This is a genomic window from Yinghuangia sp. YIM S09857, from assembly GCF_051388915.1.
Taxonomy (GTDB): Bacteria; Actinomycetota; Actinomycetes; order Streptomycetales; family Streptomycetaceae; genus Yinghuangia.
Window position 1 is genome coordinate 53864 of record NZ_JBPKBH010000019.1, and the last position, 25730, is coordinate 79593.

20 protein-coding genes are annotated in these 25730 nt (G+C 70.0%); 10 read left to right on the forward strand and 10 right to left on the reverse strand.

Features of this window, described 5'->3' with window-relative positions; translation table 11 throughout:
* Positions 1–27 precede the first annotated feature (27 nt).
* Positions 28–240, reverse strand: a complete 213-nt coding sequence (locus ACRX5S_RS31245; RefSeq protein ID WP_436776520.1) for a ferredoxin — start codon at positions 238–240, stop codon at positions 28–30.
* 52 nt (positions 241–292) lie between these two features.
* On the reverse strand, positions 293–1546 hold the full coding sequence (locus ACRX5S_RS31250) for a CaiB/BaiF CoA transferase family protein (RefSeq protein ID WP_436776521.1): 1254 nt from the start codon (positions 1544–1546) through the stop codon (positions 293–295).
* Positions 1547–2117: 571 nt separating this feature from the next.
* Between ACRX5S_RS31250 and ACRX5S_RS31255 the strand changes: the two genes are divergently transcribed.
* The 3 genes from ACRX5S_RS31255 to ACRX5S_RS31265 all read left to right on the forward strand — a co-directional run bounded on the left by ACRX5S_RS31255 (position 2118) and on the right by ACRX5S_RS31265 (position 6905).
* The gene (locus ACRX5S_RS31255; RefSeq protein WP_436776522.1) at positions 2118–3557 is read left to right on the forward strand and encodes an ABC transporter substrate-binding protein; all 1440 of its coding nucleotides are present in this window, start codon (positions 2118–2120) and stop codon (positions 3555–3557) included.
* A 193-nt stretch (positions 3558–3750) separates the two neighbouring features.
* Positions 3751–5463, forward strand: coding sequence for a SpoIIE family protein phosphatase (locus ACRX5S_RS31260; protein WP_436776523.1), 1713 nt, complete (start codon positions 3751–3753; stop codon positions 5461–5463).
* Positions 5464–5606: 143 nt separating this feature from the next.
* Positions 5607–6905, forward strand: coding sequence for a hypothetical protein (locus ACRX5S_RS31265; RefSeq protein WP_436776524.1), 1299 nt, complete (start codon positions 5607–5609; stop codon positions 6903–6905).
* A 76-nt stretch (positions 6906–6981) separates the two neighbouring features.
* Here the strand turns inward: ACRX5S_RS31265 and ACRX5S_RS31270 are convergent, their stop codons facing one another.
* The 3 genes from ACRX5S_RS31270 to ACRX5S_RS31280 all read right to left on the reverse strand — a co-directional run bounded on the left by ACRX5S_RS31270 (position 6982) and on the right by ACRX5S_RS31280 (position 10583).
* Positions 6982–8211: an amidohydrolase family protein gene (locus ACRX5S_RS31270; protein WP_436776525.1), complete on the reverse strand. Its 1230-nt coding sequence runs from the start codon at positions 8209–8211 to the stop codon at positions 6982–6984.
* Between the two features lie 82 nt (positions 8212–8293).
* Positions 8294–9325, reverse strand: coding sequence for an LLM class F420-dependent oxidoreductase (locus ACRX5S_RS31275; RefSeq protein WP_436776526.1), 1032 nt, complete (start codon positions 9323–9325; stop codon positions 8294–8296).
* Between the two features lie 49 nt (positions 9326–9374).
* Positions 9375–10583: an acetyl-CoA C-acetyltransferase gene (locus tag ACRX5S_RS31280; protein WP_436776631.1), complete on the reverse strand. Its 1209-nt coding sequence runs from the start codon at positions 10581–10583 to the stop codon at positions 9375–9377.
* A gap of 170 nt (positions 10584–10753) precedes the next feature.
* Between ACRX5S_RS31280 and ACRX5S_RS31285 the strand changes: the two genes are divergently transcribed.
* From ACRX5S_RS31285 to ACRX5S_RS31310, 6 genes are all read left to right on the forward strand, one after another.
* Entirely contained in the window at positions 10754–11980 is a 1227-nt protein-coding gene (locus tag ACRX5S_RS31285; RefSeq protein ID WP_436776527.1) for an FAS1-like dehydratase domain-containing protein, read from the forward strand.
* Between the two features lie 40 nt (positions 11981–12020).
* Positions 12021–12821, forward strand: coding sequence for an enoyl-CoA hydratase/isomerase family protein (locus tag ACRX5S_RS31290; protein WP_436776528.1), 801 nt, complete (start codon positions 12021–12023; stop codon positions 12819–12821).
* A gap of 28 nt (positions 12822–12849) precedes the next feature.
* On the forward strand, positions 12850–14511 hold the full coding sequence (locus ACRX5S_RS31295; RefSeq protein WP_436776529.1) for an AMP-binding protein: 1662 nt from the start codon (positions 12850–12852) through the stop codon (positions 14509–14511).
* The gene (locus ACRX5S_RS31300) at positions 14508–16022 is read left to right on the forward strand and encodes a class I adenylate-forming enzyme family protein (RefSeq protein ID WP_436776530.1); all 1515 of its coding nucleotides are present in this window, start codon (positions 14508–14510) and stop codon (positions 16020–16022) included. The genes ACRX5S_RS31295 and ACRX5S_RS31300 overlap by 4 nt, the downstream gene beginning before the upstream one ends.
* 42 nt (positions 16023–16064) lie before the next feature.
* Positions 16065–17228, forward strand: a complete 1164-nt coding sequence (locus ACRX5S_RS31305; RefSeq protein WP_436776531.1) for an acyl-CoA dehydrogenase family protein — start codon at positions 16065–16067, stop codon at positions 17226–17228.
* A 222-nt stretch (positions 17229–17450) separates the two neighbouring features.
* A complete protein-coding gene (locus ACRX5S_RS31310) occupies positions 17451–18248 on the forward strand; it encodes an alpha/beta hydrolase (RefSeq protein ID WP_436776632.1) in 798 nt (265 codons plus the stop codon).
* A 220-nt stretch (positions 18249–18468) separates the two neighbouring features.
* Here ACRX5S_RS31310 and ACRX5S_RS31315 read toward each other — a convergent pair whose 3' ends face one another.
* Both ACRX5S_RS31315 and fabG read right to left on the reverse strand, forming a co-directional pair.
* Positions 18469–19209 (reverse strand): hypothetical protein, encoded by a 741-nt coding sequence (locus tag ACRX5S_RS31315; protein ID WP_436776532.1) that lies wholly within the window; start codon positions 19207–19209, stop codon positions 18469–18471.
* A gap of 14 nt (positions 19210–19223) precedes the next feature.
* Positions 19224–19967 (reverse strand): 3-oxoacyl-ACP reductase FabG, encoded by a 744-nt coding sequence (gene fabG, locus ACRX5S_RS31320; protein WP_436776533.1) that lies wholly within the window; start codon positions 19965–19967, stop codon positions 19224–19226.
* Positions 19968–20082: 115 nt separating this feature from the next.
* Between fabG and ACRX5S_RS31325 the strand changes: the two genes are divergently transcribed.
* Positions 20083–21219 (forward strand): acyl-CoA dehydrogenase family protein, encoded by a 1137-nt coding sequence (locus ACRX5S_RS31325; RefSeq protein WP_436776534.1) that lies wholly within the window; start codon positions 20083–20085, stop codon positions 21217–21219.
* A 103-nt stretch (positions 21220–21322) separates the two neighbouring features.
* Here ACRX5S_RS31325 and ACRX5S_RS31330 read toward each other — a convergent pair whose 3' ends face one another.
* The 3 genes from ACRX5S_RS31330 to ACRX5S_RS31340 form a co-directional block, all read right to left on the reverse strand.
* Positions 21323–23821 (reverse strand): CoA transferase, encoded by a 2499-nt coding sequence (locus tag ACRX5S_RS31330; protein WP_436776535.1) that lies wholly within the window; start codon positions 23819–23821, stop codon positions 21323–21325.
* A 63-nt stretch (positions 23822–23884) separates the two neighbouring features.
* Positions 23885–25033, reverse strand: coding sequence for a thiolase C-terminal domain-containing protein (locus ACRX5S_RS31335; protein WP_436776536.1), 1149 nt, complete (start codon positions 25031–25033; stop codon positions 23885–23887).
* Entirely contained in the window at positions 25030–25458 is a 429-nt protein-coding gene (locus ACRX5S_RS31340; RefSeq protein ID WP_436776537.1) for a Zn-ribbon domain-containing OB-fold protein, read from the reverse strand. The genes ACRX5S_RS31335 and ACRX5S_RS31340 overlap by 4 nt, the downstream gene beginning before the upstream one ends.
* Between the last annotated feature and the right edge of the window lie 272 nt (positions 25459–25730).

Here is a 25730-nt window from a genome sequence, read left to right on the forward strand (position 1 = left end):
CCCGGGTCGACCGGCCCCGGCAGCCACTTACTCGGGCGGGAACACCTGTGCGCCAGTGGCGACGGACACGATGCCGATGGCCTCGACGGGGCAACTTTCGGCGGCTTCCATGATCGCGTCCGAAGCGGTCATGTCCTCGGCGCGCGGGCGCGCCTGGCGGTCCGCTCCGAGGGTGAAGTCGCCGGGCGCGCCGCCCACGCACATTCCGGAACCGATGCAGATGGAACGATCCACTGTCACCCGCCAGCTCTCCGGCATGGTGCCACCGCCTTTCTCGTCGTGCCGAACTTCGTCAGCTGTCCGTGCCCAGGGCGCCTGAGGCGCGCAGTCGTGCGATTTCGCCTGCGTTCAGGCCGAGTTCGTCCCTGAGGATCTCGTCGGTGTGCTCACCGAGCCACGGCACCCGGGTAGCGGCGGCCTCGGCCAGCTTGGACAACTTCACCGGGTTGCCGGGCGACAGGATCGGCTCGGGTACGCCGTCCGTGCGCTCCATCGCCACAACCATGTTGCGGTTCCTGACATGCTCGTCCTCGATGACGTCACCCGCGTTGAAGACCGGGCCGGACGCCACACCCACCGCACTCAGCGCGGCGCACGCTTCGAGACGGGTCTTGTCGGCCGCCCACGCCTCGATCCCGGGCCGGATCACGCCCTCAAGTTGGTTGAACCAGTCTTGGGGACCGGCGAGCCGCGGGTCGTCGACCCACTCCGGGTGGCCCACCAGGTTGGCCAGGGCGACAAACATGTGCGGGCGGCCGCACTGCACGATGATGTGCCCGTCCCGGGCCGCGAACGTGTGATTGATCAGTGGCGCCGTGCCGCCGTCCTTGAGGCCCATGGACCAGTAGCTGATGCCGGCGTCGTTGAGGGCGATCATCGCATCGAACATCGCGATGTCGACGTACTGTCCTTCCCCTGTGCGGTCCCGGTGCCGCAGTGCGGCCAGCACACCGATGGTCGCGAACAACGCCGACCCCGTGTCACCCAGCGCGCCCAGTGGCGAGACCACGGGCGCCTGACCGGGGCTGCGCTTGAACTCGTACAGCCCGGCCATGCCTTCGACGATCGGGGCGTACGCAGGCCAGCCGGCGTAGGGGGTTTCGGTCGTGTTGCCGAACCCGGAGACCGACAGGTACACCGCCCTGGGGTTGATCTGTGCGACCTCCGCGTAGCCCAGGCCCAGGCGTCCGGCCACGCCCGCCTTGAAGTTCTCGCAGACGACGTCGGCCTTGTCGACCAGGCGGCGCACGAGCGCCAGCCCTTCCGGGTTCTTCAGGTCCACGGTGATGCTGCGCTTGCCCATGTTGTTGCGTAGGAACGTCACACCGACCCTGCGCCCTCGCGGGTCGTTCATCGAGGGCAGGGAGCCTCGGCCGGAGTCGCCTCCCCCTGGTGCCTCGACCTTGATCACCTCCGCGCCCAGCCGGGCGAGCATCTGCGTTGCGTACGGCAGGGCCTGCATTTGTTCGATGGCCAGGACCCGGATCCCGTCCAGCGGCCTGCCGTACGGCGGCGGCTCGGCTCCTGCCGCCTGGCCCGCGGTCACGGCGTCTCCCCCTGTGCCGTGGCGGCGTGCGAACCGTCCGCCGTGACGATGTCGTCGCGCGATGTGCGTGTGCCGCCTCGCCCGCGCGTGCGTGTTGCCGCCATGTCTCTCCTGTGGAACGCGAAGTTGCCTGCTGGTAACAGCTTGCCCCTAAAAGCATAATGAATACAATTCCGCGTTACCGGCCTCCACCACCTTGCCAGGGGCCGGAGATGCCCACCCGTCATCCTCGGGCGGTCCGCTGCACGCCGACTTCGCGTCCCGGCCGCCGTTCCCGGTGGAGCAACGGACCGCACGGCGTCCCGCCCGCACGCTCGTACGCAAGCGAACGTCCGTCCACCGCAGGGGCACCGACCTGCCTGGCAGATGAGGAATCACCCTCATGTCGATCCGAGGCACTCTCCAACTACGCTCCAGACCGGCGGCGCACTCCCCCGCACGATGCCGCTCTTGGGTCGCGACGACCGTCGGCGTCGGGGCGCTGCTGCTCCAGACAGGCTGTTCCGGAAACAGCGGAGGCCCCGCCGAAGCCCCGTCCTTCGGTGCGGAGATCGCGCGTAGCGGCGGGTCGTTGAGCATCGCGCTGGTCGCGGACTCGCGTGGCCTGGACCCGTTCACCGCCTCGCTGTCCAGTGCCACCGACTACACGCGGATGAACGCGCTGTACGACCAACTCCTGTGGGCCGACCCCGGGGAGGGCGTCGTCCAGCCGAAGCTGGCCGAGACCTTCACATCGACCGACGGCGGCGCGACCTGGGTCCTGAGGATCAAGCCGAACGTGACGTTCTCGGACGGCACCCCGTTCGACGCCGCGGCGGTCAAGTTCACCTGGGACCGGCACGCGGACCCGGCGACCCGCTCCCCCTATGCGTCCTCACTGCGCGGGGTGACCACACAGGTCCAGGAACCGCTCGCGCTGAAGGTGACACTCGCGGAATCCAACAGTCGATTCGATCAGATCGTCGCGACGCAATTGGGCTACATCGTCTCGCCGACCGCGTACCGCGCGGACCCGCAGGGCTTCGCGCACAAGCCGGTCGGCGCGGGCCCGTTCACCCTCAAGGAATGGGTGCCGGGCGACCACCAGACGTACATCCGCAACCCCGGCTATTGGCAGCACGGCAAACCCAAGCTCGACCAACTCACCGTCCGCGTGATGCCCGACCAGGAGCAGGCCTTCGCGGCCGTCGACAACGGAACCCTCGATCTGGTGGTGACGGTCGACGACATGGGCGGCGCGACGGCCGCGGACGCGGGATTCGACGTACGGAGCCTGGTGACCAACGGTTCGTCCGGAGTGCATTTCAACGCGGCCCGGCCGCCGTTCGACGACTCACGTGCCCGGAAGGCACTGTCCCTGGCCGTCTCGCGCGAGGATTTCAACAAAGCCGTCTACGGCGGCGACGCGAACCCGGCCGACGGCTTGTTCTCGGAGAAGTCCCCGTTCATCGACCACGGCGCGGTCCCGAAGATGGACTCCGACGTCGACAAGGCGCGGGCGCTCGCGCGCGAACTCGCGTCCGAAGGAACGCCGATCTCGTTCACGCTGCTGCTGCCCCGGAGTCCGCTGAGCGAAAAGATCGGCGACTACCTCACCGCGAAGTGGACCAAACTGCCGGGTGTCAAGGTCCGGGTTGAGATGGTCGAGCTTGCCACCCTGGGACAACGCGTGCAGCTCGGCCGGGACTTCCAGGCGGTCTACTACGGCATGCCCAGTCCGGCCGGCGAGCCGGTCTTCTGGAATTCGCTGTTCAGCGGCTCGCCGACCAACTACCTCGCGTACTCCTCGCCGGCGGCGGACGCCGCCCTCCGCGGCAGCCGCAATGCCTTGACCCCCGAGGACCTCAAGTCCGCCTACACGAAACTGGCGCAGGCCTATGCGGAGGACGTGCCGGTGATGCCGCTCGTCGACCAGGTCACCTACGCCTACGCCAAACCGGGGCGCCTCGCCGGATTCCGCTTCACCGATGCTGGAAGCATCTGGCTGGAGTACCTCGGGATGGCCGACTGAAGCGCCCGCAAGAACTCATAGTACGTACTATGTACGCTGGCATGCGGTTCGACTAACGTAAGAAGTGCAACGGTTCCCGCCGGGCGGTGGCGGCGGTGCGGTCAGCAGGTCCCCCCAGGGACGGTCTCGGGGCCAAGCCCGCGTCCCTGGCGGGGTGCCCTCCCCAAGGGCACGGCGAAGACGGGAAGGTCCCATGAACCACAACGGACACGACCGGCTTCGGCGCGATGTTGCGCTGATGCAGCAGGCTGCGGCACACATCGGAGCCCATCTCGACGTGCAGCGCACGGCCCAGGACATCGCCGACGTCCTGGTGCCGGCCTTGGGGGACCTGGCCACCGTCGACTTGGGCGAGATGGTCACCCTTGGTGATGAGCCGCCGCTCTCGGTCCAGCAAGGTGCACCCACGGCCGTGGTGCGTGCGGCTGTGTCTGGCGACCTTCCGCCGACGATGATCGGCATCGGCGCGCACCTGCCACACATCCCTCGGATCCCGCCGGCCAGGCTCTTGAGGACGGGCGAAATCGTCTGTGTGCCCGAGCCGTACGAGACCCTGGCCGCCGTCACCGACGAGGAAACAGCCAAGTCGCTGGTCCCCCCGGGTGCCCGCCTGGCCCTCAGTGCGCCGCTGCACGCCCGCGGCATCACTCTCGGCGCGGTCACCGTGTTCCACGTCGACGCGGGACGCCGACGCGACGACAGTGACATCGACCTGCTGCGGGAAATCGTCTCGCGCGGCGCCTTGGCCATCGACAACGCCCGGCGCTTCACGCACGAGCGCCGGGTGGCCGAAACACTGCAACGGCAGTTGCTGCCACGCCGACACACCGAAACGGCGACCGCGGAGACCGCCGCGGGCTATGTGGCAGCCGGCATGGGCGCGGCCATCGGTGGCGACTGGTACGACGCCATCCCGCTGTCCTCAGGGCGCCTGGCGCTGGTCGTCGGTGACGTTTTCGGGCGAGGCCTGGCCGCGACAGCCACCATGGCGCGCCTTCGGACGGCGGTGCTGACGCTCGCGGATCTGGATCTGGCACCCGACGAACTACTCACCCACCTGGACGATCTCGTCCAGCGGCTCGCCGTCGAGGCCGGCACCACCTGGGACCGCGTGGGCGCCACGTGCCTGTACGCGATCTACGACCCGATCCTGGGAGACTGCTCGGTCGCCAGCGCCGGGCACCCGCCCCCCATCGCGATGACACCAGGCGGGAAGCCCACGTTCGTCGACATCAACCCGGGACCGCCGTTGGGGGTCGGGGGAATGCCCTTCGAAGTCACCAGCCTGCCCCTGCCGCCCGGCACGGTCCTGGCGCTGTACACCGACGGCCTGACCGACCGGGGCTCGGCAAGCCCCGAGGGCGATCCCCAACGCATCGCCGACGAACTGCACGACGCCCTCACCGACGGACGCAGCCTGGAGGACGTCTGCGCCGTCATGCTGGCGGGCCTCCAGGCGGGGGAAGGCGGGGACGACGCCACGCTGCTGCTGGCCAAGACCCGCGGCATCGTCCCCGAGAACACCGCGACGTGGGCCTTCCCCGCGGATCCCCAGGTCGTCGGCGCGGCCCGCGAGGCGGTCTCGACACAACTTGAGCGCTGGGGGCTGGACGAGTTGGCCTTCATGACCGAACTGGTCATCAGCGAACTCGTGACGAACTCACTGCGGTACGCCTCAGGGCCTATCGGCGTGCGCCTGATCCGCGACCAGGTGCTCATCTGCGAAGTCACCGACCCGAGCAACACCCAGCCGCGTCTGCGCCGGGCCAAGTGGACCGACGAAGGAGGCCGCGGCCTGTTCCTGGTCGCCCAGGTGACGGACCGATGGGGATGCCGGTACGGCCAGCAGGGCAAGACGATATGGACCGAGCAGGCGCTCCCCGGTGCTGTCCCCCAACTGGCCTGACGCCACGGGGGCGGCAGGAGGTCGAGCACCCTTGCCGATAGTTTGTAGAATGTATACGTTTTATGTGGCTGCTCGGATGCCGCCGCTTTCAGGGGACCCCGTCATCTGCGCGCGCCCGCGCGCCCCAAGGGATGGAACCACGCGTGAGCCCACCTACCCTCGGAGCCCTGCTCGGAGCCGCCCTGCTGCGTCTGGGAGCGCCCGCCGTGTACGGGGACCCGCTCGCGGGCGTACGCACGGCCACCGTCAAGGACCCGGCGCTGGCACGCCTCATGGCGTTCGCCGACGCTCGCGCGCACGCCAGAACATCGTGGGTGCACAGCGGCGGGCGCCTGATCGCGGTCGACTCGTCCGGTCGGTCGCTACGACTCCCTCACCGTGCAACGGACGCGGACTCACTCGTCGCCTCCGTGGAGATGGCGGTCGTGGGTGGCGGTGAAGTGGCACTGCACTTGGACCTCAGGTCGCCCGCTCCGGCGGGCGCCTTCATCGGCAGCACAACGTCCGCGGAATCCCCGCCGCAGGCCCGCCAGTTCGCCCGCCGCCTGACTGCGGCGCACAGGCCGATCGTGCTTGCCGGACACGGCGTACTCGCCGCCCGCACCGTACCTGCGCTGCGTGCCATCGCGGCGGCGGGACGGGTCGGCGTGCTCAACACGTGGTCGGCGAAGGGCGTGCTGCCCTGGGAAAGTCCCTACCACCTGGGCACGTTCGGTCTCCAGGAACGCGATCTCGCGCTGGCGAACCTGCCCGGATACGACTTGATCATCCAGACCGGCCTGGTCGTCGGCGAGCTGCCCGGCGACCCGCTGCGGGGCCTGCCGTCGGTGACCGTCCCGGCCGCGCTGCTGCCCGCCCTCGCCGACCAGTTGCAGCCGCGTGTCGGCCCCGCCACCACGAGTTCGGACCTGCGGAACCGCCTGGCCGCCGTCGTCCAGAGCTCGTGGGACAGTCGGCGAACGCCTCTCCCACCCGCGGTCCTGACCCGGCAGTACTCGGACCTGCTCGGAGACCGCGGCCTCGTCACCGCCGACGCCGGCACACCCGGATTCTTCGTCGGTCGGACCTTCCCGACGCTGCGCCCGGGATCAGTGGTCCTCCCCCCGGCCGGGGTGGCCGCGCCGGCGGGTTTCGCGGTGGCGGCGGCGCTGGCACGCCTGCGCACCGCACCGGCGTCGCCCGTCCTCGCCGTGATCCATGCCCGCTCGGTGGAACGCGTGGATGCCGCGACCGCTGAAGTGCTGGGCCTTGCCGCCGAATGGCGGCTTCGCGTGCCGGTCGCCTGCTGGTCTCCCGAGGGGCCGGGTCTGTCGGCCCAAGCGCACCTTGAGGAAGTGGTGGGCGCGGTCCACGGGACCGGGCCGTCATCGTATTCGGTGGGCTACGACCGCTGCCAAGAACGTGAACTGGAAGCCGTGGCAGGGCCGATCACCGCTTGGTGAGCCGAAGAAGACGGCGCCGCCAGGGAGTTCACGCTACCCGGCGGCGCCGCGACATGGCGGTGCACAAGTCCCTGCCTCAGGTCAGGGGCAGCCCGAACACCCGGATGGCGTTGCCGCGTGCGATCTTGTGGATGCTCTCGGCGTCGAGGTGGCCGAACTGCTCTTCGGCGGCCTTGACCGAGTGCGGCCACGTGCCGTCCTGGTGGGGGTAGTCGGTCTCGAACATGACATTGTCCACACCGATGCGGTGGAGCATCTCGGTGCCGACGGAGTCCTTGAAGAAGCACGAGTACATCTGGCGCCGGTAGTACGTGGACGGGGGTTCGGGGCAGGCCGCTTGCGCGTTGCTCCACCCGCGGTGGGTCTCCCACACGTCGTCGATGCGTTCGAGCAGGTAGGGAATCCACCCGATCTGCGCCTCCGCGTACAGCAGCTTCAACTCGGGAAAGCGGTGCGGGACACCGGAGAACAGCATGTCGGCCATGCTGGCGACCGAGTTGCCGAAGATGATCGTTGCTGCCACCGCGTCCGGGGAGTCGGGAGACGCCTGCGGCGTCTTGGTCCCGGAACCGATGTGCATGCACAGCACCGTCCCCGTCTCCGCGCATGCCGCGAAGAACGGGTCCCAGTACCCGGAATGGATGCTCGGGAGGCCGAGGTAGGACGGCAGTTCGGAGAAGGCGACGGCGCGGACGCCGCGTGCCGCGTTGCGACGCACCTCAGCGGCGGCCAGCTCGGCGTCCCACAGCGGCACGATGCACAGCGGAATCAGGCGTCCACTGCCGGCGCCGCACCACTCCTCGACCATCCAGTCGTTGTACGCCTTCACGCACAGCAGGGCGAGCTCGCGGTCCTTGCCCCACAGGAAGATCTGGCCGCAGAACCGCGGGTAGTTGGGGTAGCACAGCTGCGCTTCGACGCCGTTGAGGTCCATGTCGGCCACGCGCGCGGCGGGTTGCCAGCATCCGGGCCGCATTTCGTCGTACGTGACGCCGTCCATGGTGATCTCGTCGGCCGGGTAGCCTGCCGCCGCGATGAGCCTCTTGACGGAGTACCGGTGCTCCTCGTAGAACCACCAGGCCACATCGGGCCCTTCGGTACCCGGCTCTTCGACGTAGCCGCCGCCGACGAGCTTGGGTTGCCCGCCCGGCAGGTGCAGCACTCGGGGTCCGACGTCGCGGTAGCGCTGCGGGAGCCGGGAGGACCACACGTCGGGGGGCTCGACGACGTGTGCGTCGACGTCGATCAGGAGGGGTATCCGCGACCGCGCGGACGCGTCGGGCTCGGGCTTCTGGGGGCTGGGCATGCTGGTTCCCTTCGTGTCGTGTCGTGTCGGTCCCGGCCCTACCGGTCGGCCCGAACGGTGCGGCCGCCCCCTGATGGGGGATTCACCGCGTCGCGGCTCGCACCAACGCAACCGAGGCCAGGGGGTCCGGACCTGCCGGGACGACGTTGAGCATCGTCACGCCGGCCTCGTGGTACGCCGCGATCCGTTGCAGAACGTGGTCGGCCGGGCCCACGAGATGAATGTGATCGATCAGTTCGTCCGGAACCGCAGCTTCCGCGGCGGAGCGGCGGCCGGACAGATAGAGGTCCTGGATGCGCTCCGCCTCGGCCTCGAATCCGTAGCGGCGCACCAGCGCGTTGTAGAAGTTCTTGCCTTTCGCTCCCATGCCGCCGACGTACAGCGCCGTCATCGGGCGGGCAAGGTCGCGCATCGCCGCGCGGTCCTCCCCGATCGCCAGGATGCCGCCGGCCACCAGCTGGAGCGGTTCCAGGTCGGGCGACCTGCGCCTCTGGCCGTCGGCAAGGGCGTCCCCCCAGATCTCCTTGGCCTTCTCGGGGTAGTACAGGTACGGCAGCCAGCCGTCGGCGACCTCGGCGGCAAGTGCCACGTTGCGCTCCCCGAGCGCCGCGAGATACACCGGGATGCGTTCACGGACCGGCCGCGTGAGCATCTTGAGGGGTTTGCCCAGTCCCGTGCCCCTCTCCGACGCCAGAGGCAACTGGTAGACGCCGCCGTGGTGTTCGACGGTGTCCCGGCGCCATGCGGTGCGGCAGATGTCGACGACCTCGCGGGTCCGCGCGACCGGTCGGTCGTAGGGGACGCCGTGCCATCCTTCGACGACCTGGGGACCGGACGCCCCCAGTCCGAGGATCGCCCGCCCGCCGGAGACCGCATCGAGGCCGGCCGCGGTCTGGGCGATCAGCGCCGGGGTGCGCGAATAGACGTTGAGGACGCCGGTGCCCACGAGGACACGCTCGGTGGACGCCGCAAGGGCGCCGAGCAGAGTCGGCGAGTCGAAACCGTAGGCCTCGGCAATCCAGACGGCGTCGAGCCCCTGTTTTTCGAGCTCGACTGCCTGGGCGATGGTCGCGCGCGGGTCGTCCGCATAGCGCAGCGCGGTGCTCAGCTGCATGGAAGGTCTTCCCCTTTGTCGCGGGTGACGGTCGGAGAGCGTGGAGCGGTCAGACCCGTTCGAGGACGACGGCCAGCCCCTGCCCGCCGCCGATGCACATGGTCTCCAGCCCGTACCGGGCGTTGCGACGATGCATCTCACGGGCCAAGGTGGTGAGGATGCGGCATCCGGTGGCACCCACGGGATGCCCGAGGGAAATACCCGAGCCGTTGACGTTGGTGCGTTCCCAGTCCTCGTCGGAGAACTTCCATTCGCGGGTGCAGGCCAGGACCTGCGCCGCGAACGCCTCGTTGAGCTCGATGAGATCCATGTCGGCCAGGTTCAGGTTCGCGCGGTCGAGCGCGGCCGCGGTCGCCGGTACCGGCCCGATGCCCATCGTCCGCGGCGGCACCCCGGCCACGGCCCAGGAAACCAGTCGCACCAGCGGACGGATCCCCTGGCGCTCGGCGTGGTCGGCGGTGGTGACCAGACAGACCGACGCGCCGTCGTTCTGGCCGCTGGCATTGCCCGCCGTCACCGTCGCCTCCGCGTCCTCGCGAGACCGGACGGCACGCAGCGCGCCCAGCCGCTCAAGAGACGTGTCGTCGCGCGGATGCTCGTCGCGGTCGACCACGGTCTCGCCGCGGCGGCCCGGCACGGTGACTGGAACGATCTCCTCCGCGAAACGCCCCTCGGCGTGAGCGGCCACGGCGCGTTGGTGGGAACGGAGCGCGAGCACGTCCTGCTCGTCACGTCCGATCGCGTACTCGCGACGCAAATTCTCGGCCGTCTCCAGCATGCCGCCGGGGACGGGGTGGTTGCGACCGCCCGCGGTGACGCGGCCGCGGGCGAGCCGGTCGTGCAGGGCGGTTTCGTTGCCGCGCACGCCCCACCGGACGCCGGTGCTGTAGAACTCCGCCTGACTCATCGACTCGGCCCCGCCCGCGATCACGAAGTCACCGGCGCCGGACGCCACTTGCATGACGGCGTTGACGACGGCCTGGAGGCCGGAGCCGCAGCGGCGGTCGAGCTGGTAGCCGCCGACCTCGACCGGAAGCCCGGCGTCGAGCGCCGCGACGCGGCCGAGTCCCGGGGCCTCGCCGTTGGGGTAGCACTGGCCGAGGATCACGTCGTCGACCAGGTCCGGCGCCAGCCCCGTCCGGTCGATGAGGCCGCGGATGACCGTGGCCGCGAGCTGTGTCACCGGAACATCGCGGAAGGCACCGCCGTACCCGCCCACTGCCGTTCGGAGTGGCTCGCAGATGACGACGTCTCTCATGGGGCCCTCCGTCTTGCCGACACGGCTTGTTGACCTTAAATCAGTAATGTATACAGTATCCATAACTGACGTAGTGTCAAAGACCATGAGTTGCACGGCATGCAGGAGGACACAGGGTGGGCGAGGGCGAGTCCCGAAACGGGAAGATATCCGATGACGCAATCGCTCGCTTGCGTGCCCGGATCGGGATTCCCGAGCCGCACACGGTGCCGCCGCACTACCGGCTTCCGGGCACCGACGCGTTTCGTCATGTGGCGGAGGCGTACGGGGACGACAACCCGCTGTGGTGCGATCCGGACTACGGGGCGCAGACCCGCTGGAAGGGCCCGATCGCGCCGCCCGCCCTGGTCGGCGGCGACTCGCTCGTCGGCGAGGACGAGGTGCCGCAAGTCCCGGAGGAGCACCGGGAGTTGATGAAGGGCGATCCGCTGCGCGGTGTGCACGCGTTCTACTCGGCGAGCATGCGCGAGTGGTGGGCGCCGCTGGTCCCCAATCGGCGGGTGTTCCGCCGCAACGCCCTGGTCGGGGTGCACGACAAGGCCAGCGCGTTCGCGGAGCGTGCCGTGCACGAGTGGACCGGCCAGGTGTTCGGCGACGAGACCGGGGCGCTGCTGAGCGGGCAGTACCGGCTGATGATCCGCACCGAGCGGTCCAAGGCCCGCGGCACCGGCCGGGAGAAGGCCGTCGAGCCCGCTACCTACACCGAGGACGAGATCGCGGCGATCGAGGCGCAGTACGCCGCCGAGCGCCCGCGCGGCGCCGAGACGCGGTGGTGGGAGGACGTCGAAGCCGGCGACCGGGTCGGCCCGTTGGTGAAGGGCCCCTTCACCGTCACGGACACGGTGTGCTGGCACGTGGGCATGGGCATGGGGATGTACGGGGTCAAGGCGCTGCGGCTCGGTGCCGCGAACCGCCGCCGGATCCCGCGGTTCTACCACCGCGACCCGCAGGGCATCCCCGATGTGATGCAACGCATCCACTGGGACCCGGAGTTCGCGAAACGCTCCGGCAACGCCACCACGTTCGACTACGGGCGCATGCGGGAGAACTGGCTCATCCACCTGTGCACCGACTGGATGGGCGACGACGCGTGGCTGTGGCGCCTGGACTGCGAGTTCCGGGCGTTCAACTACACCGGCGACACCCAGTGGCTGACCGGCACCGTGACCCGCAAGTACCTCGCCGACGGCGGGCGTCCCGCGGTGGACCTGGACATCGCCGCGGTCAACCAGCGCGGCCGGACCACCACACCCGGCCACGCGACCATCCTGCTGCCCAGCCGCGAGCACGGTCCCGTACGCCTGCCGGACCCGCCCGGCGGCGCCACCGACCTCGGTGAAGCACTCGCCGCTGCGGCTCGGCAGTTCGCGGAACAGGACGGAAGGTCCGGCTCGTGACGGACACCTGCCAACTGGAACACCCCGGAAGGAACGCCCCGTGGCATACCCCGAGCTCAGGCACCTGAAGCTGGAGCGGCGCGGCCCGGTCGGCTGGCTGATCAACAACCGCCCCGACCGACTGAACGCGATGAACAACGCGATGCGCGACGAATTCGCCCTCGCCTGGCACGCCCTCGACGACGATCCCAAAGTACGCGTCATAGTGCACACGGGCGAGGGACGCGCGTTCCAGACCGGCGTCGACGTCGCCGAAATCGCCGAGGACGGCATCGGCATGGAGCGCTACCGCCAATCGATGGAAGAGTTCGAGGTCCACTTCACCGCCTGGCACCAGGGCGTCACCAAGCCGGTCATCACCGCGGTGAACGGACTGTGCGCCGGTGGCGCGTTCCATTGGGTCGCGGACGCCGACATCGTCATCGCCGCCTCGGACGCGCAGTTCTTCGATCCGCACGTCTCCGTCGGCCAAGTCGTCGCCATCGAAGCCATCGGCCTGCTGCGCAAAATGCCGTTCGAAGCCGTCATGCGCATGGCCCTCACCGGCCGCCACGAACGCACGACCGCACAACGCGCCTACGAACTCGGCATGATCAGCCAGATCGTCGACCCGCCTGCGCGGCTCCGCGATGCCGCCCAGGAACTCGGCGAGACCATCGCCCGGAACTCCCCCGCCGCCATGGCCGCCACCAAACGTGCCCTGTGGGGCGCCCTGGAATCGGGCCTCACCGACGCCTGCAAGGCCGGTGCGAAGGAATTGGTCTCGATGTGGGGCCACCCCGACCAGGAGGAAGGCCCCCGCGCCTTCGCCGAGAAGCGGGAGCCGCGGTGGACCACGTGACCGACCCGCACCTGCGCGGGGGGACCCGATGGCTCTGACACCGACCGAACCCGCGGTCTACGCCCCGGGGACGACACCCAGCTCCATTCCCGCGCTGGTGATGGACAGCGCCGAGCGCTACGGCGACGCGGCGGCCGTTGTCGACAACGAGACCACGCTGTCGTTCCGCGAACTCAGGGACGAAATGCTGCGCGTAGCCCGTGCCGTCCGGCTCCGGGGCCTCGACCGGGGCGACCGGGCAGCGATCTGGATGCCGAACGGCGCCGCGTGGGTCACGACCGCGCTCGGACTGCTCGCGGCCGGGCTGACGGTCGTTCCCGTCAACACGCGCTACCGCGCGGAGGAGACTGCGGCGCTGCTCGGACGCACCCGCGCGCGGGCGTTGTTCGTCGACCACGGTTTCCTGGGCTACGACCACGTGGGTGAACTCGCGAAGCTGCCCGCCGACGCACCGGTCCCCGGACGACCGGTGGCCGCGCTCCCTGACCTGGACACGATCGTCTGCGCACGCGCGGTACCCGTCGACGCTCCCGAAGGCGTAATCACCCTGGGCGACTTCACCACGTCGCGCGGCGGTACACCGGCAGACACCATCGACCTGAGTCCCGTGAAACCGGACGACACGGCGTACATCATCTTCACCTCGGGGACCACCGGTCCCCCCAAAGGGGTCCAGCTTCTGCACGGTGTGCTGCCGCGCATGTACCAGGACTACAGCGGCATCTGGGGAATTCGCCGCGGCGACCGGTATTTGTGCCCGCTGCCGTTCTTCCACGCCGGAGGGCAGTCCGCGCTGCTCAGCTGCCTGATCCGCGGCGCGGCGGTCCTGCCTGTGGCCGTCTTCGACCCGGCCGCGGTCCTGGAGGCTGTGCAGCGGTTCGGGGTGACAGTGATGATCGGCGCCCCGACCATCTTCACCGCCATCCTCGACCATCCCGACCGCGACAGCTACGACCTCTCCTCCCTCCGCCTGGCGGCGACCGGCGCGGCTGTCGTACCCGTCGCCATGGTCGAACGCGCCCGCACCGAACTCCCCTTCAAGGGGTTCGTCACGGCGTACGGCCTCACCGAGTGCCACGGAACCGCGACCATGTGCGCGCCCGGCGACGACGCGATCACCATCGCCACGACGAACGGGCAGGCACTGCCGGGGACGGAGGTGTGCGTCGTCGACCTTGACACCGGCGCGCCGACGGCCGTGGGGGCGGAGGGCGAGGTCCAGGTCCGCGGCTACCACGTCTCTCCGGGGTATCTCGACGATCCGGCCGGTACCGCCGAGGCGTTCGACGACGACGGATGGCTGCGCACCGGCGACCTGGGAACCCTCGACGAGCAGGGCAACCTGACGATCACCGGCCGTCTGAAGGACCTCTACATCACCGGCGGATTCAACGTGTCCCCCGCCGAGGTCGAGCAAGTCCTCTCGCGCCACCCCGCGGTGTCCGAGGCGGCCGTGATCGGTGTCCCGGACGCCCGGCTGGGCGAGGTCGGGCGCGCGTTCGTGATCGCGAAGCCAGGGGTGCGCGTCGCCGAGGCCGACCTGATCGCCTGGTGCCGCGAGCGCGTCGCGAACTTCAAGGTTCCCCGTTCGGTCGTGCTGTGCGCGGACCTGCCGCGCAACGCCACCGGGAAGGTACAGAAGACCGATCTGCGCCAAAGTCATGTCCAAGACACGGGTGGGGCGGTATGAGGAACCTGAGTGAACTGCTCGAACCGCGGGATGGCGACGCGGACACGCCCGCGGTCCACGTCGGCGACACCACCATGACCCGTGCCGAGCTGCGCGCCTCGGCCGACGCCCTCGCCACGGTGCTGAGGCAAGCCGGCGTGCGGCCCGGTCAGGCGGTCGCGGCGATGCTGCCCAACGACGGCGCCACCGTCGCGGCGCTGTTCGGCGTATGGTCCGCCGAAGCGGCCTACATGCCCCTCAACCCCCGGTTGACCGACGGCGAGGTCGCACGCCTGCTGGAGACGGCCCGTCCGGCGCTGGTGATCACCGACGAGTCGGCCGCGGGCCGGTTCCCCGGCCTCCCCACCGTCAGCGTCGACACCGCCGGAACCTGGACGGCGGCAACGGCGACGGTGTCACAGACACACGAACACGAACACGGCGTGGCGCTCATCCAGTCGACGTCGGGGACCACGGGCCGGCCCAAGTCCGTCCTTCTACGCCACGACACCGTCCTGGACCTGCTCGAACCGGTCCTTCGCAACCTGCTCGGCCCACGCGCCGACGGCAACAGGGCCGCCGAACGCCGCGCGCCGATGCCGAACCTCATCCCGACCTCGCTGTCGCTGTGGGCAGGCATCTACAACGTGCTCTTCGCGTTCCGCGTGGGCGCGCCCGTCGTGCTGATCGAACGTTTCGAGATCCGGGAATTCGCAACGACCGTGAAACGCTTCGGGATCCGCTCCACCGTGCTGCCACCGGCGGCGATGGTGATGCTGAGCGACGACCCCGCGGTCACGTCGTTGGAGCCGCTGCGCTTCGTACGCAGCATCAGCGCGCCGCTGTCGCCCCTTCAGGCGCGACGGTTCCGCGACCGGTTCGCCGTGACCGTCCTCAACTGCTACGGCCAGACCGAGATCGGCGGCGAGATCGTCGGCTGGAACGCCGCCGACGCCCGCGAGTTCGGCGAGTCGAAGCTCGGCGCCGTCGGGCGCGCCAATCCCGGCGTACAGGTGCGGATCACGGGCGCGGACAGCGCGTCGGCGCCTTCCGGCGAGTCCGGAGAGGTGCAGGTCCGCACGCCGTCTCTCTCCTCCGGATACGCCGACGGTTCGCAGCTTCGGGACCGGATGACCGACGACGGATGGTTCCGCACCGGCGACATCGGCCGCCTGGACCCGGACGGCTTCCTGTGGATCGACGGCCGCGTGTCCGACATGATCAACCGGGGCGGGCTCAAGGTGTTCCCCGCCGAGGTCGAGGAAGTGCTGCGACTCGATCCGTCTGTTGCGGAGTGCGCCGTCGTCGGCGTCGCGGACGACCGGCTCGGCGAAGTGCCGTGGGCCTTCGTGGTCGCCCGCCCGGACACGGACCGTTCGGATGCCGACCTTGAGAGCGTGTGCCGCGAGCATCTGGCGCCGTACAAGGTCCCTGTCCGCTTCGTCCGCCTGACTGCGCTGCCCCGCAACGACATCGGCAAAGTGCTGTCGCCCGAACTCGTCGAACTCGCTCGCGCGGAGGATCTCCGTTGATCGGCGTGTGCTCGCTCCACCGCTCGGAAAGGACACCCGCATATGCATGACCAGGACGCCGACGACATCGTCGCGGCAGTGAGGGGCTTTGTGCGCGACCGCGTGGTGCCCTTGGAGAACCGGATCGACGAATCCGACGAGATCCCCGTGGAACTGCGGCGCGCCGCTGCCGAGTTGGGTCTCTACGGCTTCGCCGTGCCCGAAGAGTACGGCGGCCTTGGCCTCACGATGGGCCAGGAGGCGAGGCTTGTCATGGAACTCGGCTGGACCACCCCGGCGTTCCGGTCGGTCTTCGGCACCAACAACGGTATCGCGGGGCACACGGTGATCGAAGGCGGCACCGACGCGCAGAAGAAGGAGTGGCTGCCGCGCATGGCGAGCGGGGAGTGGACCGCGTCCTTCGCGCTCACCGAGGCGGACGCCGGCTCCGATCCCGCCGACCTGCGCACGTCCGTACGGCGCACGCACGACGGCTGGGTCATCAACGGCGCCAAGCGGTTCATCACCAACGCGCCCACCGCAGACGTATTCATGGTGTTCGCGCGCGACGCCGAAACCCCGGGGAGCCGAGGCGCGGACGGGATCTCGGCCTTTCTCGTCCCCCGGGACACGGCCGGGCTGACGGTTGGCCCACGGGACCACAAGATGGGCCAGGGCGGCGCGTGGACGGCGGACGTGGTCCTCGACGACGTCGCCGTCCCGGACTCCGCACTGGTCGGCGGCCCCGCCGGGCACGGCCGCGGATACCGCACCGCGATGCGGTGCCTGGCCCACGGACGCATCCACATCGCCGCGCTGTGCGTCGGTCTGGGGCAGCGACTGCTCGAAGAGACGGTGGCGTACGCGAAGGGCCGGAAGCAGTCGGGCCGTCCTATCGCGGACTTCCAGCTCGTCCAGGGGCTCATCGCCGACTCGCAGACCGACGTGTACGCCGGCCGGGCCGCGTTGATGGCGGCGGCACGCGACTACGACAGCGGCACCGACCGGCGGATGGCCCCCAGCATCGCCAAGTACTTCTGTAGCGAGATGGTCGGCCGGGTCGCCGATCGCGCGGTGCAGGTCCACGGCGGCACCGGCTACATGCGCGGCGTGGCGGTGGAGCGCTTCTACCGCGACGCGCGGCTCTTCCGCATCTACGAAGGCACCAGCCAGATCCAGCAGATCGTCATCGCGAAGCAGTCGCTCGGCAACGACGGACGCCCCTGAACTCCGGGTGCCGAGACCGGTCCGCCGAGCGGTCCCGGCACCCGGCTCCCACAGTGAGAGGATCCCGTGCGCGACGTCCGACGCTTCCATCCCGAACTGCGCAGCAAGGCACGCTTCCTGCCGCACGCGGTCGTCTCCGAACGGACACTGCGTCTGCATCGTTCCCTGAACAAGTTCGCCCGCCCCCGGCCCGGTCCAGGGGTGACCGTCACCACGGAAACGGTGGCGGCCGAGCATCCGGTCCGTATACGGGTCTACCGGCCGACCCGCGACAACCGAAGGGTGCCGGCGCCGGCAGTTCTGTGGATGCACGGTGGTGGCATGGTGATGGGAAACGCCCTCCAGGACGACCGGCTGTGCGCGAGGTTCGCGCGGGAACTCGGCACGCTGGTGGTCTCGGTCGACTACCGGCTGGCACCCGAGCACAGGTATCCGGCAGCACTGGAGGACTGCTACGCGGCGCTGGCGTGGCTGCGTGATCACGGTGACGTGGATTCCTCACGGATCGCCGTCGCCGGCTCAAGCGCCGGCGGCGGACTCGCGGCCGGCGTCGCACAGACTGCCCGCGACCGAGGCGAGATCACCTTGGCGTTCCAGCTTCTGAGCTACCCGATGCTGGACGATCGCACGGTCGCCAACGTCGACCACGGTCCGAAGGACCATGTGGTGTGGAACACCGCAGCCAACCGCTTCGGGTGGAATGCGTACCTCGGGATCGACCCCGGCTCGCCGACTGTCGCCTCGTCGGCCGTTCCGGCGCGACGCGAGCACTTGGGCGGACTGCCCCCCGGCTGGATCGGTGTCGGTTCCGAGGACCTCTTCTGGGCGGAAGGGCGGGCGTACGCCCTCCGCCTCCGTCAATCCGGCGTCCCCTGCGAGTTCTTCACGGTGCCCGGGGCCTTCCACGGCTTCGACGCGCTCGCACCGAAGGCCACAGTCAGCCGGGACTTCGTGGACCGACAGGTCGCCGCGCTGGCTGTTGGCCTCGGCATCGCCGACGCGCGGCCGCCTGTGCTCTAAGCCCTCCAACGAGGCCGTTCTCCCAGCGGCTGTGCCGTCGTTCCTGGCGCCGAGCGGACAAAAGGAAGGGCAGAGCCTGCCTCGATGGGCCCTCATCTGACATCGAGGCAGGCTCTGCCGTCGGGGCCGCGGCGCCGCGCCAGCGGGTGCCGGTCTGCCGCGGGTGCTGCCCTGCCGCGGGTGCTGGCCTGTCGACCGCGCAGCCGTTATGCCGCCGCTCTCAGTCCACCCAGTCGGTGCGGCGGTCGGTGCGGGCGGGCTGGCGACTGGTGCGGAACGGGCTGAGCTCCGAGTCGGCGAGCAGGAAGCGCTCGGCCGAGACGAGGTCCTGGTGGAGGTTGCGGCGCCAGCGACCGAGTTTGGTGTCGGCCCGTTCCGCCTGCTCCGCCTCGCCCCACTGCTCCCAGGTGGGAATCGTCCACAGGAGCAGGACCTCGGAGTCCCCGGCCATGGCGGTCTCCCAGGCACCGGTGAGCGCCCACCCGTACTCCGCGAGCAGCGAGTCCCCGGCCTCGGCGATCCGCTCCAGCAGGCCGCGGGCACCTCCGGGCGCCGTGCGCAACACCTCGTGCGCGTACGTCTCGCCGCGCACCCCGTTGGCGCACAGCTCCTCGATGGTGGACGTCCACGGCGCAGGGACGAGGATGCGGTCGATACCGCCGGAGCGGAAGTTCGCCGCCTGGGACCACCACTTGGCCAGCGCGGGGTCCTGGAGCCCGGCACCGGTGAACTCGTGCCGGAAGGAGGCAGCCAAGCCCTCGAAGCCGTCCTCTTCCCAAATGTTGACTACCGCAGGCCAGTTGCGGGTGCTGCCGACCACGCCCCAGACGCCGTAGCAGAGTTGGTGGCGTTCCTCCTGGGCGATCGGGCTCCAGTTGGCGGTCATGTGGTGCATGTAGTTGGCGCGGTTGTGGCCGATGATGTCGATGAACTCGTGGATGTAGACCTTGTCGTTGGTCATCGGTGTCGACTCCTTCAGATTCCTCGGCCGCCGGTGATCTCCAGCACCGCGCCGGTCACGTAGTCGGCGAGGTCGGAGGCGAGGAACAGCGCGCCGTTGGCCACCTCGACCGCGGTCCCGGCACGTTGCAGCGGGATCTCGCTCTCCTTCGCGGCCCAGATGTCCGCGCGCATCGCTTCGGTGAGGGGCGTGCGGATGAGGCCCGGCTGAATGGCGTTCACCCGGATGCCCAGGTGGCCGAGTTCCTTGGCCGCGGCCTTGGTCATCCCGACGACGCCGGCCTTGGCCGCGCTGTAGTTCGTCTGGCCGGGGTTGCCGATCTTGCCGCTGAGCGACGAGATGTTGACCACGGCGCCCCGTCGCTGCTCGCGCATGACGAGCGAGGCCGCGCGCAGCCCGAGCCATGTGCCCTTGAGGTGGACGTCGATGACGGTGTCGAAGTCCTGCTCCGACATGCGCCGCAGGGTGGCGTCCCGGGTGATGCCGGCGTTGTTGACCATGACGTCCAGTGCGCCGTGGGCGTCCACGCACGCACGGATCAGCGCGTCGACCTGCCCGGCGTCGGTGACGTCACAGGGCACCGTTTGCACGGTCGCCCCGGTCGCGGCGAGCTCGGCGGCGGCCTTCTCCAGGGCTTCGGCGTTCAGGTCCCCCAGGACGATCCGGGCGCCCTGCGCGGCGAAGACTCTCGCGATCTCCAGGCCTATGCCCTGTGCGGCGCCCGTCACCACCGCGGCCCGGCCCTCCAGCAGTCCCACAAGGTCTCCTCACGCTGTCTCCCAGGGTCACGCGACGTCGCGGCAACCCCTCGACGGCCACCCCATCATAGAACGCATAATGTATTCAATACTCTACAAGATCAGGGAGCGGACCATGGACACCCGGTTCACCGCCGAGGACGCCGCACAACTCCGCGAAGTCCTCGCGGACTTCACGGCCCGGTACTCCGGAGAAACGGACGTACGGAAGGCCATGGAGACACCCGAGGGCTTCGACCGGCGTACGTGGCACCTGCTGGGCACGCAACTGGACGTTCTGGGGCTGGCGATACCCGACCAGTACGGCGGCAGCGGCGCCACCGTCGTCGAACTCGGGATCGTGGCCGAGGCGATGGGGGCGGCACTGACCTGCTCGCCGTTCCTGTCCTCGGCCGTCATTGCCGCGACGGCGTTGTGCGAGTCCGGCGACACGACCATATGCGGGGAACTGCTGCCGCAGATCGCCACAGGCGGCCTCGTGGCCACACTGGCCGCCGCAGAGCAGGACGGGCAATGGCACATGGAAACCTCGCAGGTGACCGCACGTCAACACGACGGTCAGTGGCTGCTCACCGGAACCAAGACGTTCGTCCTCGACGGAATGGCCGCCGACGTGCTCCTGGTGCCGGCGTCGGCTCCGGAGGGTTTGCGGATGTTCGCGGTCTCCGCCGACGCGGCGGGGCTGCGGCGGACCGCCCTCGCGACGCTGGACCTGACGCGTCGCCAGGCGCGTGTCGACCTGTCGGGCACCCCCGCACGGGAGGTGGCCGGCCCGGACCGTGCGGCCGTCGCCGTGGGACGCGCTCTGGACGCCGGCGCGGCCGTGCTGACCGCCGAACAGGTAGGGGGTGCGCGGCACGTCCTTGGAGCGACCGCCGAGTATGCACGCACACGCGTTCAGTTCGGGCGGCCCATCGGATCGTTCCAGGCCGTCAAGCACAAGCTCGCGGACATGCTGGTGGAGGTCGAGTCGGCTGTCTCGGCGTCCCGCCAGGCGCTGCGGGCAGTGGCTTCGCCGGGCAGCGGCGACGACGATCCTCGGCTGGTGGTGCCGCTCGCCAAGGCGTACTGCTCGGACGCCTATGCGCACGTGACCGCGGCGAGCGTGCAGATCCACGGCGGGATCGGGTTCACGTGGGAGCACCCCGCGCATCTGTACTTCAAGCGCGCGCAGGGAGACCGCCAGTTGTTCGGCGACCCCCGCCACCATCTGGAGCGGCTCGCCCGGCGCGTTGCGGCGGATGTCGCCTGACCGTCGTGCGCCACCGCGAAGGCGTCGCCGCGGCCGGAGGCAGATGGTTCTCCTCCCGGCCGCGGCGACTGTTCGGCGCTGTGCGGCAGTTGCCCAGGACGCTTTACCGCTGTGGCAGCACCGGCTCGCCCGGACGCCACGTGCGCAGTACCGCGGCGTCCGTCAACTCGGTGATCTCCTCGGCGGTGAAGCCGAATTCACGCAGGACCTCCGGCGTGTGCTCGCCGACGACCGGCGGCGGGCCCCACAGCACTCCGGGCGTCTCCGAGAAGTCGATGCCCAGTCCTATCGACTCGAACGAGCCGACATAGGGGTGTTCGAACTTGGCCACCCATCTGCGGTCGGTCATCTCGGGGTCGTCGAACACGCCGAGCGAGAACGTCTCCGAGCTGACCTCGGCAGGGACGCCTGCGGCGTCGAGCCGCGCGGCCCAGTCCTCGGCGTCGGCGGTGGCGAAGAACTCCTCCAGCAGCTTGGCCAGTTCGGCGTCGTTGGCCTCCCGGGACGCCGCGTCGGAGAACCGCGGGTCCCCGGCGAGGCCCCGTACCGCCGTGGCCTCGTCCCCGCCGTCGCCCAGCACTGCGGTCAGCGCCGTCCAGTGCGCATCGGTGACGGCGGCCAGGCACAGCCACCGGTCGTCGCGGCACCGGTAGAGCCGGTAGAGGGCCTGGAGCCCGAACTGCCCGGCGTCCAGCCGGGGACGGCCCGGCTCGGTGCCGTCGCCGCGCAGGAACGTGCCTGAGGCGGCGAGGAGTTGGGCGTAGACGATGGACGTGTCGACGCGCGCCCCCTCCCCCGTCCGGGCCCGGTGGGCCAGGGCCTGCATGATGCCGATGGCGGACAGGAACCCGTTGCCGGTGTCCCCGAAGTTGACGCGCGACCAGATCGGCCGGCCGCCGTCGTCCACTCCCCCGTCCTCCCACTCCACGCCCGCCAGCGCGGCGCCGGTCTGGTCGTTGCCGGGCAGGCCCACGCGGGGGCCGTCCTGCTCGAAGCCACGCGTGTGGCAGTAGACCAGGTCGGGCTTGATCGCGCGCAGCGTGGCCTCGTCGACGCCGAGGCGGACCGCGGCGTCGTAGCGCATGTTGTGCTGCACGACGTCGGCTTCGGCGACGAGGCGGTGGAGCACGGCCAGACCGCGCGGGTCCTTGAGGTTGACCGCGAGGGAGCGTTTGTTGCGGTTGGCGGTCATGGCCACATGGGTGGACTGCCAGTACCCGTCGTGCAGTGCGTTGACCTTGACGACGTCGGCGCCGAGGTCGCCCAGGACCTGGCATCCGTACGGGCCCGCGATGGCGACGCCGAGGTCGAGCACCCGGACTCCGGCCAGCGGCGAGGCGGGGACGGGCTTCGGTTCCGTGCCGGGCGGGCGCGGCGCGTCCCACCCGATCTCGGCTGCGTCGACGGTCCCGGATGGTGCCGCGGCCTGCGGGAAGCCGGTGTCCGGGCCGGTCGAGAACGTTCGGCCGACCATGCGGATGGGGCCTTCGGCGGGGTCGTCGAGTTCGACGACGCAGCCGTCCTTTCTCCACCACGGGTCGGCGAGGGCCTGGGCCGGGGGCCGGACTTCCTGGAGCGGAACACCCTTGCGGGCGGCGGCCCGGAGCCACTCGGCGGCCGGGAACTTCGCGAACGCCTCGGCCATCAGCGGGTGGTAGTACTGGACGACGACCAGGTTCTCCGGGTCGGGGCCCAGCCGGTCGGGGTCGTCGCGGTGGCTGGTTCCGGCGACGACCTCGTCCGGGGCGTCGTCCAAGGAGTCCAGCTCGGCCATGGCCAGGGTCCAGGACGGGTTCGGCACCCAGGCGTGCACCCACACGCCGTCCTTGCAGCGGAAGTTGAACAGCGGGGCGCGGCCGTCGAAGATCCAGCTCTGGAGGAACGGCATGTCGGTGCGCTCGATGCGCTGCCATCCGCCGATCAGCGCGGAGAACGCCCCTTGCAGCAGCGACGTTTGCACGTGTTGGCCGCGGCCGGTGGTCTCGCGCACATACAGCGCGGCCTGGATCCCGGTGGACGCGAGGTAGAAGGCGCCGATGCTGGGCAGCGGCAGGCCGAAGAACAGCGGGCCGTCGCGCTCCGGTCCCTCGACCGAGCCGGGCGGCACCTCAAGGTCGTCGAACATCGGCGGCAGTCCCGCCTGGCGGTTGATGCCGCCGCCCACCCAGCCGCGCTTCTCCCAGTGCAGGCCGCAGCGCGCCGCCACGAGCGCGTCGTAACCGGGCCGTTCGCTGTGGCTGTTGCCCTCGCCGTACGCGCTGATCGAGCACTGGACCAGGCGTGGGTTGAGGGCGCTGAGGCGGGTGTAGTCCAGGTTGAGCCGCTTCCGCGTGGCGGGGGCGTACGCCTCGACCAACACGTCGGCCGACGCGACCAGCTCGTCGAACAGCCGGGCGCCCTCGGGGGTCTTGAGGTCACGACTCACCGCACGTTTGCCGCGGTTCCACACGCGATAGCCCGGCAATTCCGCGAACGCCCCCGGCACGGGCGGGTCGACGCGAACCACGGAAGCCCCATGGTCGGCCAGCAGCATCGCGGTCATCGGCCCCGCGACGCCTTGGGACAGGTCCAGAACACGCAGTCCGGAAAGCAGGTTGGCCATGCTGTGCCTCACTTCATTGGCGCAAGTTGGGACGGCGGGACGGGTCCGCGCCGAAGAGGGTGCTCAGCCCTTGCCGAGGATCAGTCCGCTCGGACCGGACGAGACGAGGACGTGCTCGACCGACGCCACCTGGCTGACCGCGGTGCCGCGCACCTGCCGGACGCCCTCGATGATGCTGTTGATCCCGTGGATGTACGCCTCGCCGAGCAGCCCCCCGTGGGTGTTCACCGGCAGCTTGCCGCCAGGCCCCAGGTTGCCGTCTCGCACGAACCCGGCGGACTCGCCGTAGCCGCAGAAGCCGTAGGCCTCCAACAGCATGAACACCACCGGGCTGAAGTTCTCGTAGAGCATCGCGGCCTGCATGTCCGCTGGCCCGAGGCCGGACGCCCGCCACAACTGCCCGGCCACCGCCTCCGCTTCGGGGAAGCGGTCCAGGTCGCGGTGGTAGTAGTTGGTCAGCGTGAGGCTGCCCAGCAGGTCGCTCTGCGCCGCGGCGACGATCTCGACCGGGCGCTGGGGGAGATCGCGTGCGCGTTCCGCCGAGGTGACGACGATCGCGACGCCGCCGTCGGACTCTTGGCAGCAGTCGAGCAGCCGCAGGACCGGCTCGACGATCCAGCGGCTCGCCTGGTGGTCGGCGTGCGTGATGGGGCGGCCGTGGAACCAGGCGTTCGGATTCGTGGCGGCATACGCGCGCGCGGTGACCGTGTAGTGGCCCAGGTCGGCGTTGGTCATGCCGCGCGCCAGCATCCAGTGGTGGTACCACAGGCCGTACATCTGGGCGGGAGTGCGGACACCGTACGGGGCGTACCAGTTCTGCGCGGGCATCATGATCGGGCCGGTCTGCACCCCGAACCTGTTGCCCGACCGCTCGTTGAACGCGCGGTACACCAGCACGTTCTTGCAGATCCCGGCAGCCACCGCGGCGGCCGCGTGCTGGATGGTCGCGGCGGCGCCGGCGCCTCCGTTGGGCGTGCGCGACATCCACCGCAGCTCGCGGATGCCGAGGTTGTTCATGACGTCGTTCTCGGCGTTCGTGTCCAACGTGAAGGTCACCGTGCCGTCGATGTCCGCCGGTGTCAGCCCGGCGTCGGCGATCGCCGCCCGGGCCGCCTCACACGCCAGTTGAAGTTCGCTGCGGCCGGAATCCTTCGAGAACTCCGTCTGGCCGATGCCCGCCACCGCGGTACGGCGGGTGAGTCCGCTGGTCACTGGGTGTCCTCCGGGAGGGCGGCGGGTCGGGCCTGCGGCAGGGCGATGCCGTCCAGGGTGTCGACGAAGACGTCGACGGGGAGGTGCAGCCGCAACTCCTCTTGCTCCACCTCGCGCAGGTTCACCACAAGGCGGGCACCGCATACGAGTTCGACGAGAGCGACGATCCGTTGCTCGGGCACCGCTGCTGGCGGGTGGTGCGAAAGAAACCAACTCAGCAGCCTGCCGTGTGGAGCGGGCTCGAAGATCTCCAGTTCGAGGGAACCGCACGCCGGACACATGGGGCCCGAGGGCTGGCGCAGCCGTTCGCACCCGCCGCATCGCTCCAGGCGCAGTACGCCTGCGGCTATGCCCTCCCAGAAGAACGCGTCGTCAAGTCCCACACGTGGTGCCGGGACCTTCTGGCCCGGCTGCGAAGCTGACATGGGTCTGTCCTTCCCTCGTGGTGCGTGGCGGTCTTCGGCGGCTCCCCCAGGCGTCGGGGCGGCCCGGCACGGCCGGTGACCGGTGGTTCGGCGGACGCCTGCCGTGCCTGCGCCGAATTCGCAGAACGAGCGGCACCCCGCGACATAGTGCCTACTATGCAACAGGGGAAACTTCGTGGCAACATCCATCCACGGGATCTGAGCGCGTCACCAGGCACTTTGGCGCCGGTGGCCAAGCCGCTGCCGCTTTCGGCTCGTCAATGCGCCGCCCG

What these genes read in the sequence shown, in the direction of transcription:
- ACRX5S_RS31260 (WP_436776523.1), top strand. Translation starts at nt 3,751, where the DNA reads ATGAACCACAACGGACACGACCGGCTTCGGCGCGATGTTGCGCTGATG.
- ACRX5S_RS31270 (WP_436776525.1), bottom strand. Translation starts at nt 8,211, where the DNA reads ATGCCCAGCCCCCAGAAGCCCGAGCCCGACGCGTCCGCGCGGTCGCGG.
- ACRX5S_RS31275 (WP_436776526.1), bottom strand. Translation starts at nt 9,325, where the DNA reads ATGCAGCTGAGCACCGCGCTGCGCTATGCGGACGACCCGCGCGCGACC.
- ACRX5S_RS31280 (WP_436776631.1), bottom strand. Translation starts at nt 10,583, where the DNA reads ATGAGAGACGTCGTCATCTGCGAGCCACTCCGAACGGCAGTGGGCGGG.
- ACRX5S_RS31295 (WP_436776529.1), top strand. Translation starts at nt 12,850, where the DNA reads ATGGCTCTGACACCGACCGAACCCGCGGTCTACGCCCCGGGGACGACA.
- ACRX5S_RS31300 (WP_436776530.1), top strand. Translation starts at nt 14,508, where the DNA reads ATGAGGAACCTGAGTGAACTGCTCGAACCGCGGGATGGCGACGCGGAC.
- ACRX5S_RS31305 (WP_436776531.1), top strand. Translation starts at nt 16,065, where the DNA reads ATGCATGACCAGGACGCCGACGACATCGTCGCGGCAGTGAGGGGCTTT.
- ACRX5S_RS31315 (WP_436776532.1), bottom strand. Translation starts at nt 19,209, where the DNA reads ATGACCAACGACAAGGTCTACATCCACGAGTTCATCGACATCATCGGC.
- ACRX5S_RS31325 (WP_436776534.1), top strand. Translation starts at nt 20,083, where the DNA reads ATGGACACCCGGTTCACCGCCGAGGACGCCGCACAACTCCGCGAAGTC.
- ACRX5S_RS31330 (WP_436776535.1), bottom strand. Translation starts at nt 23,821, where the DNA reads ATGGCCAACCTGCTTTCCGGACTGCGTGTTCTGGACCTGTCCCAAGGC.
- ACRX5S_RS31340 (WP_436776537.1), bottom strand. Translation starts at nt 25,458, where the DNA reads ATGTCAGCTTCGCAGCCGGGCCAGAAGGTCCCGGCACCACGTGTGGGA.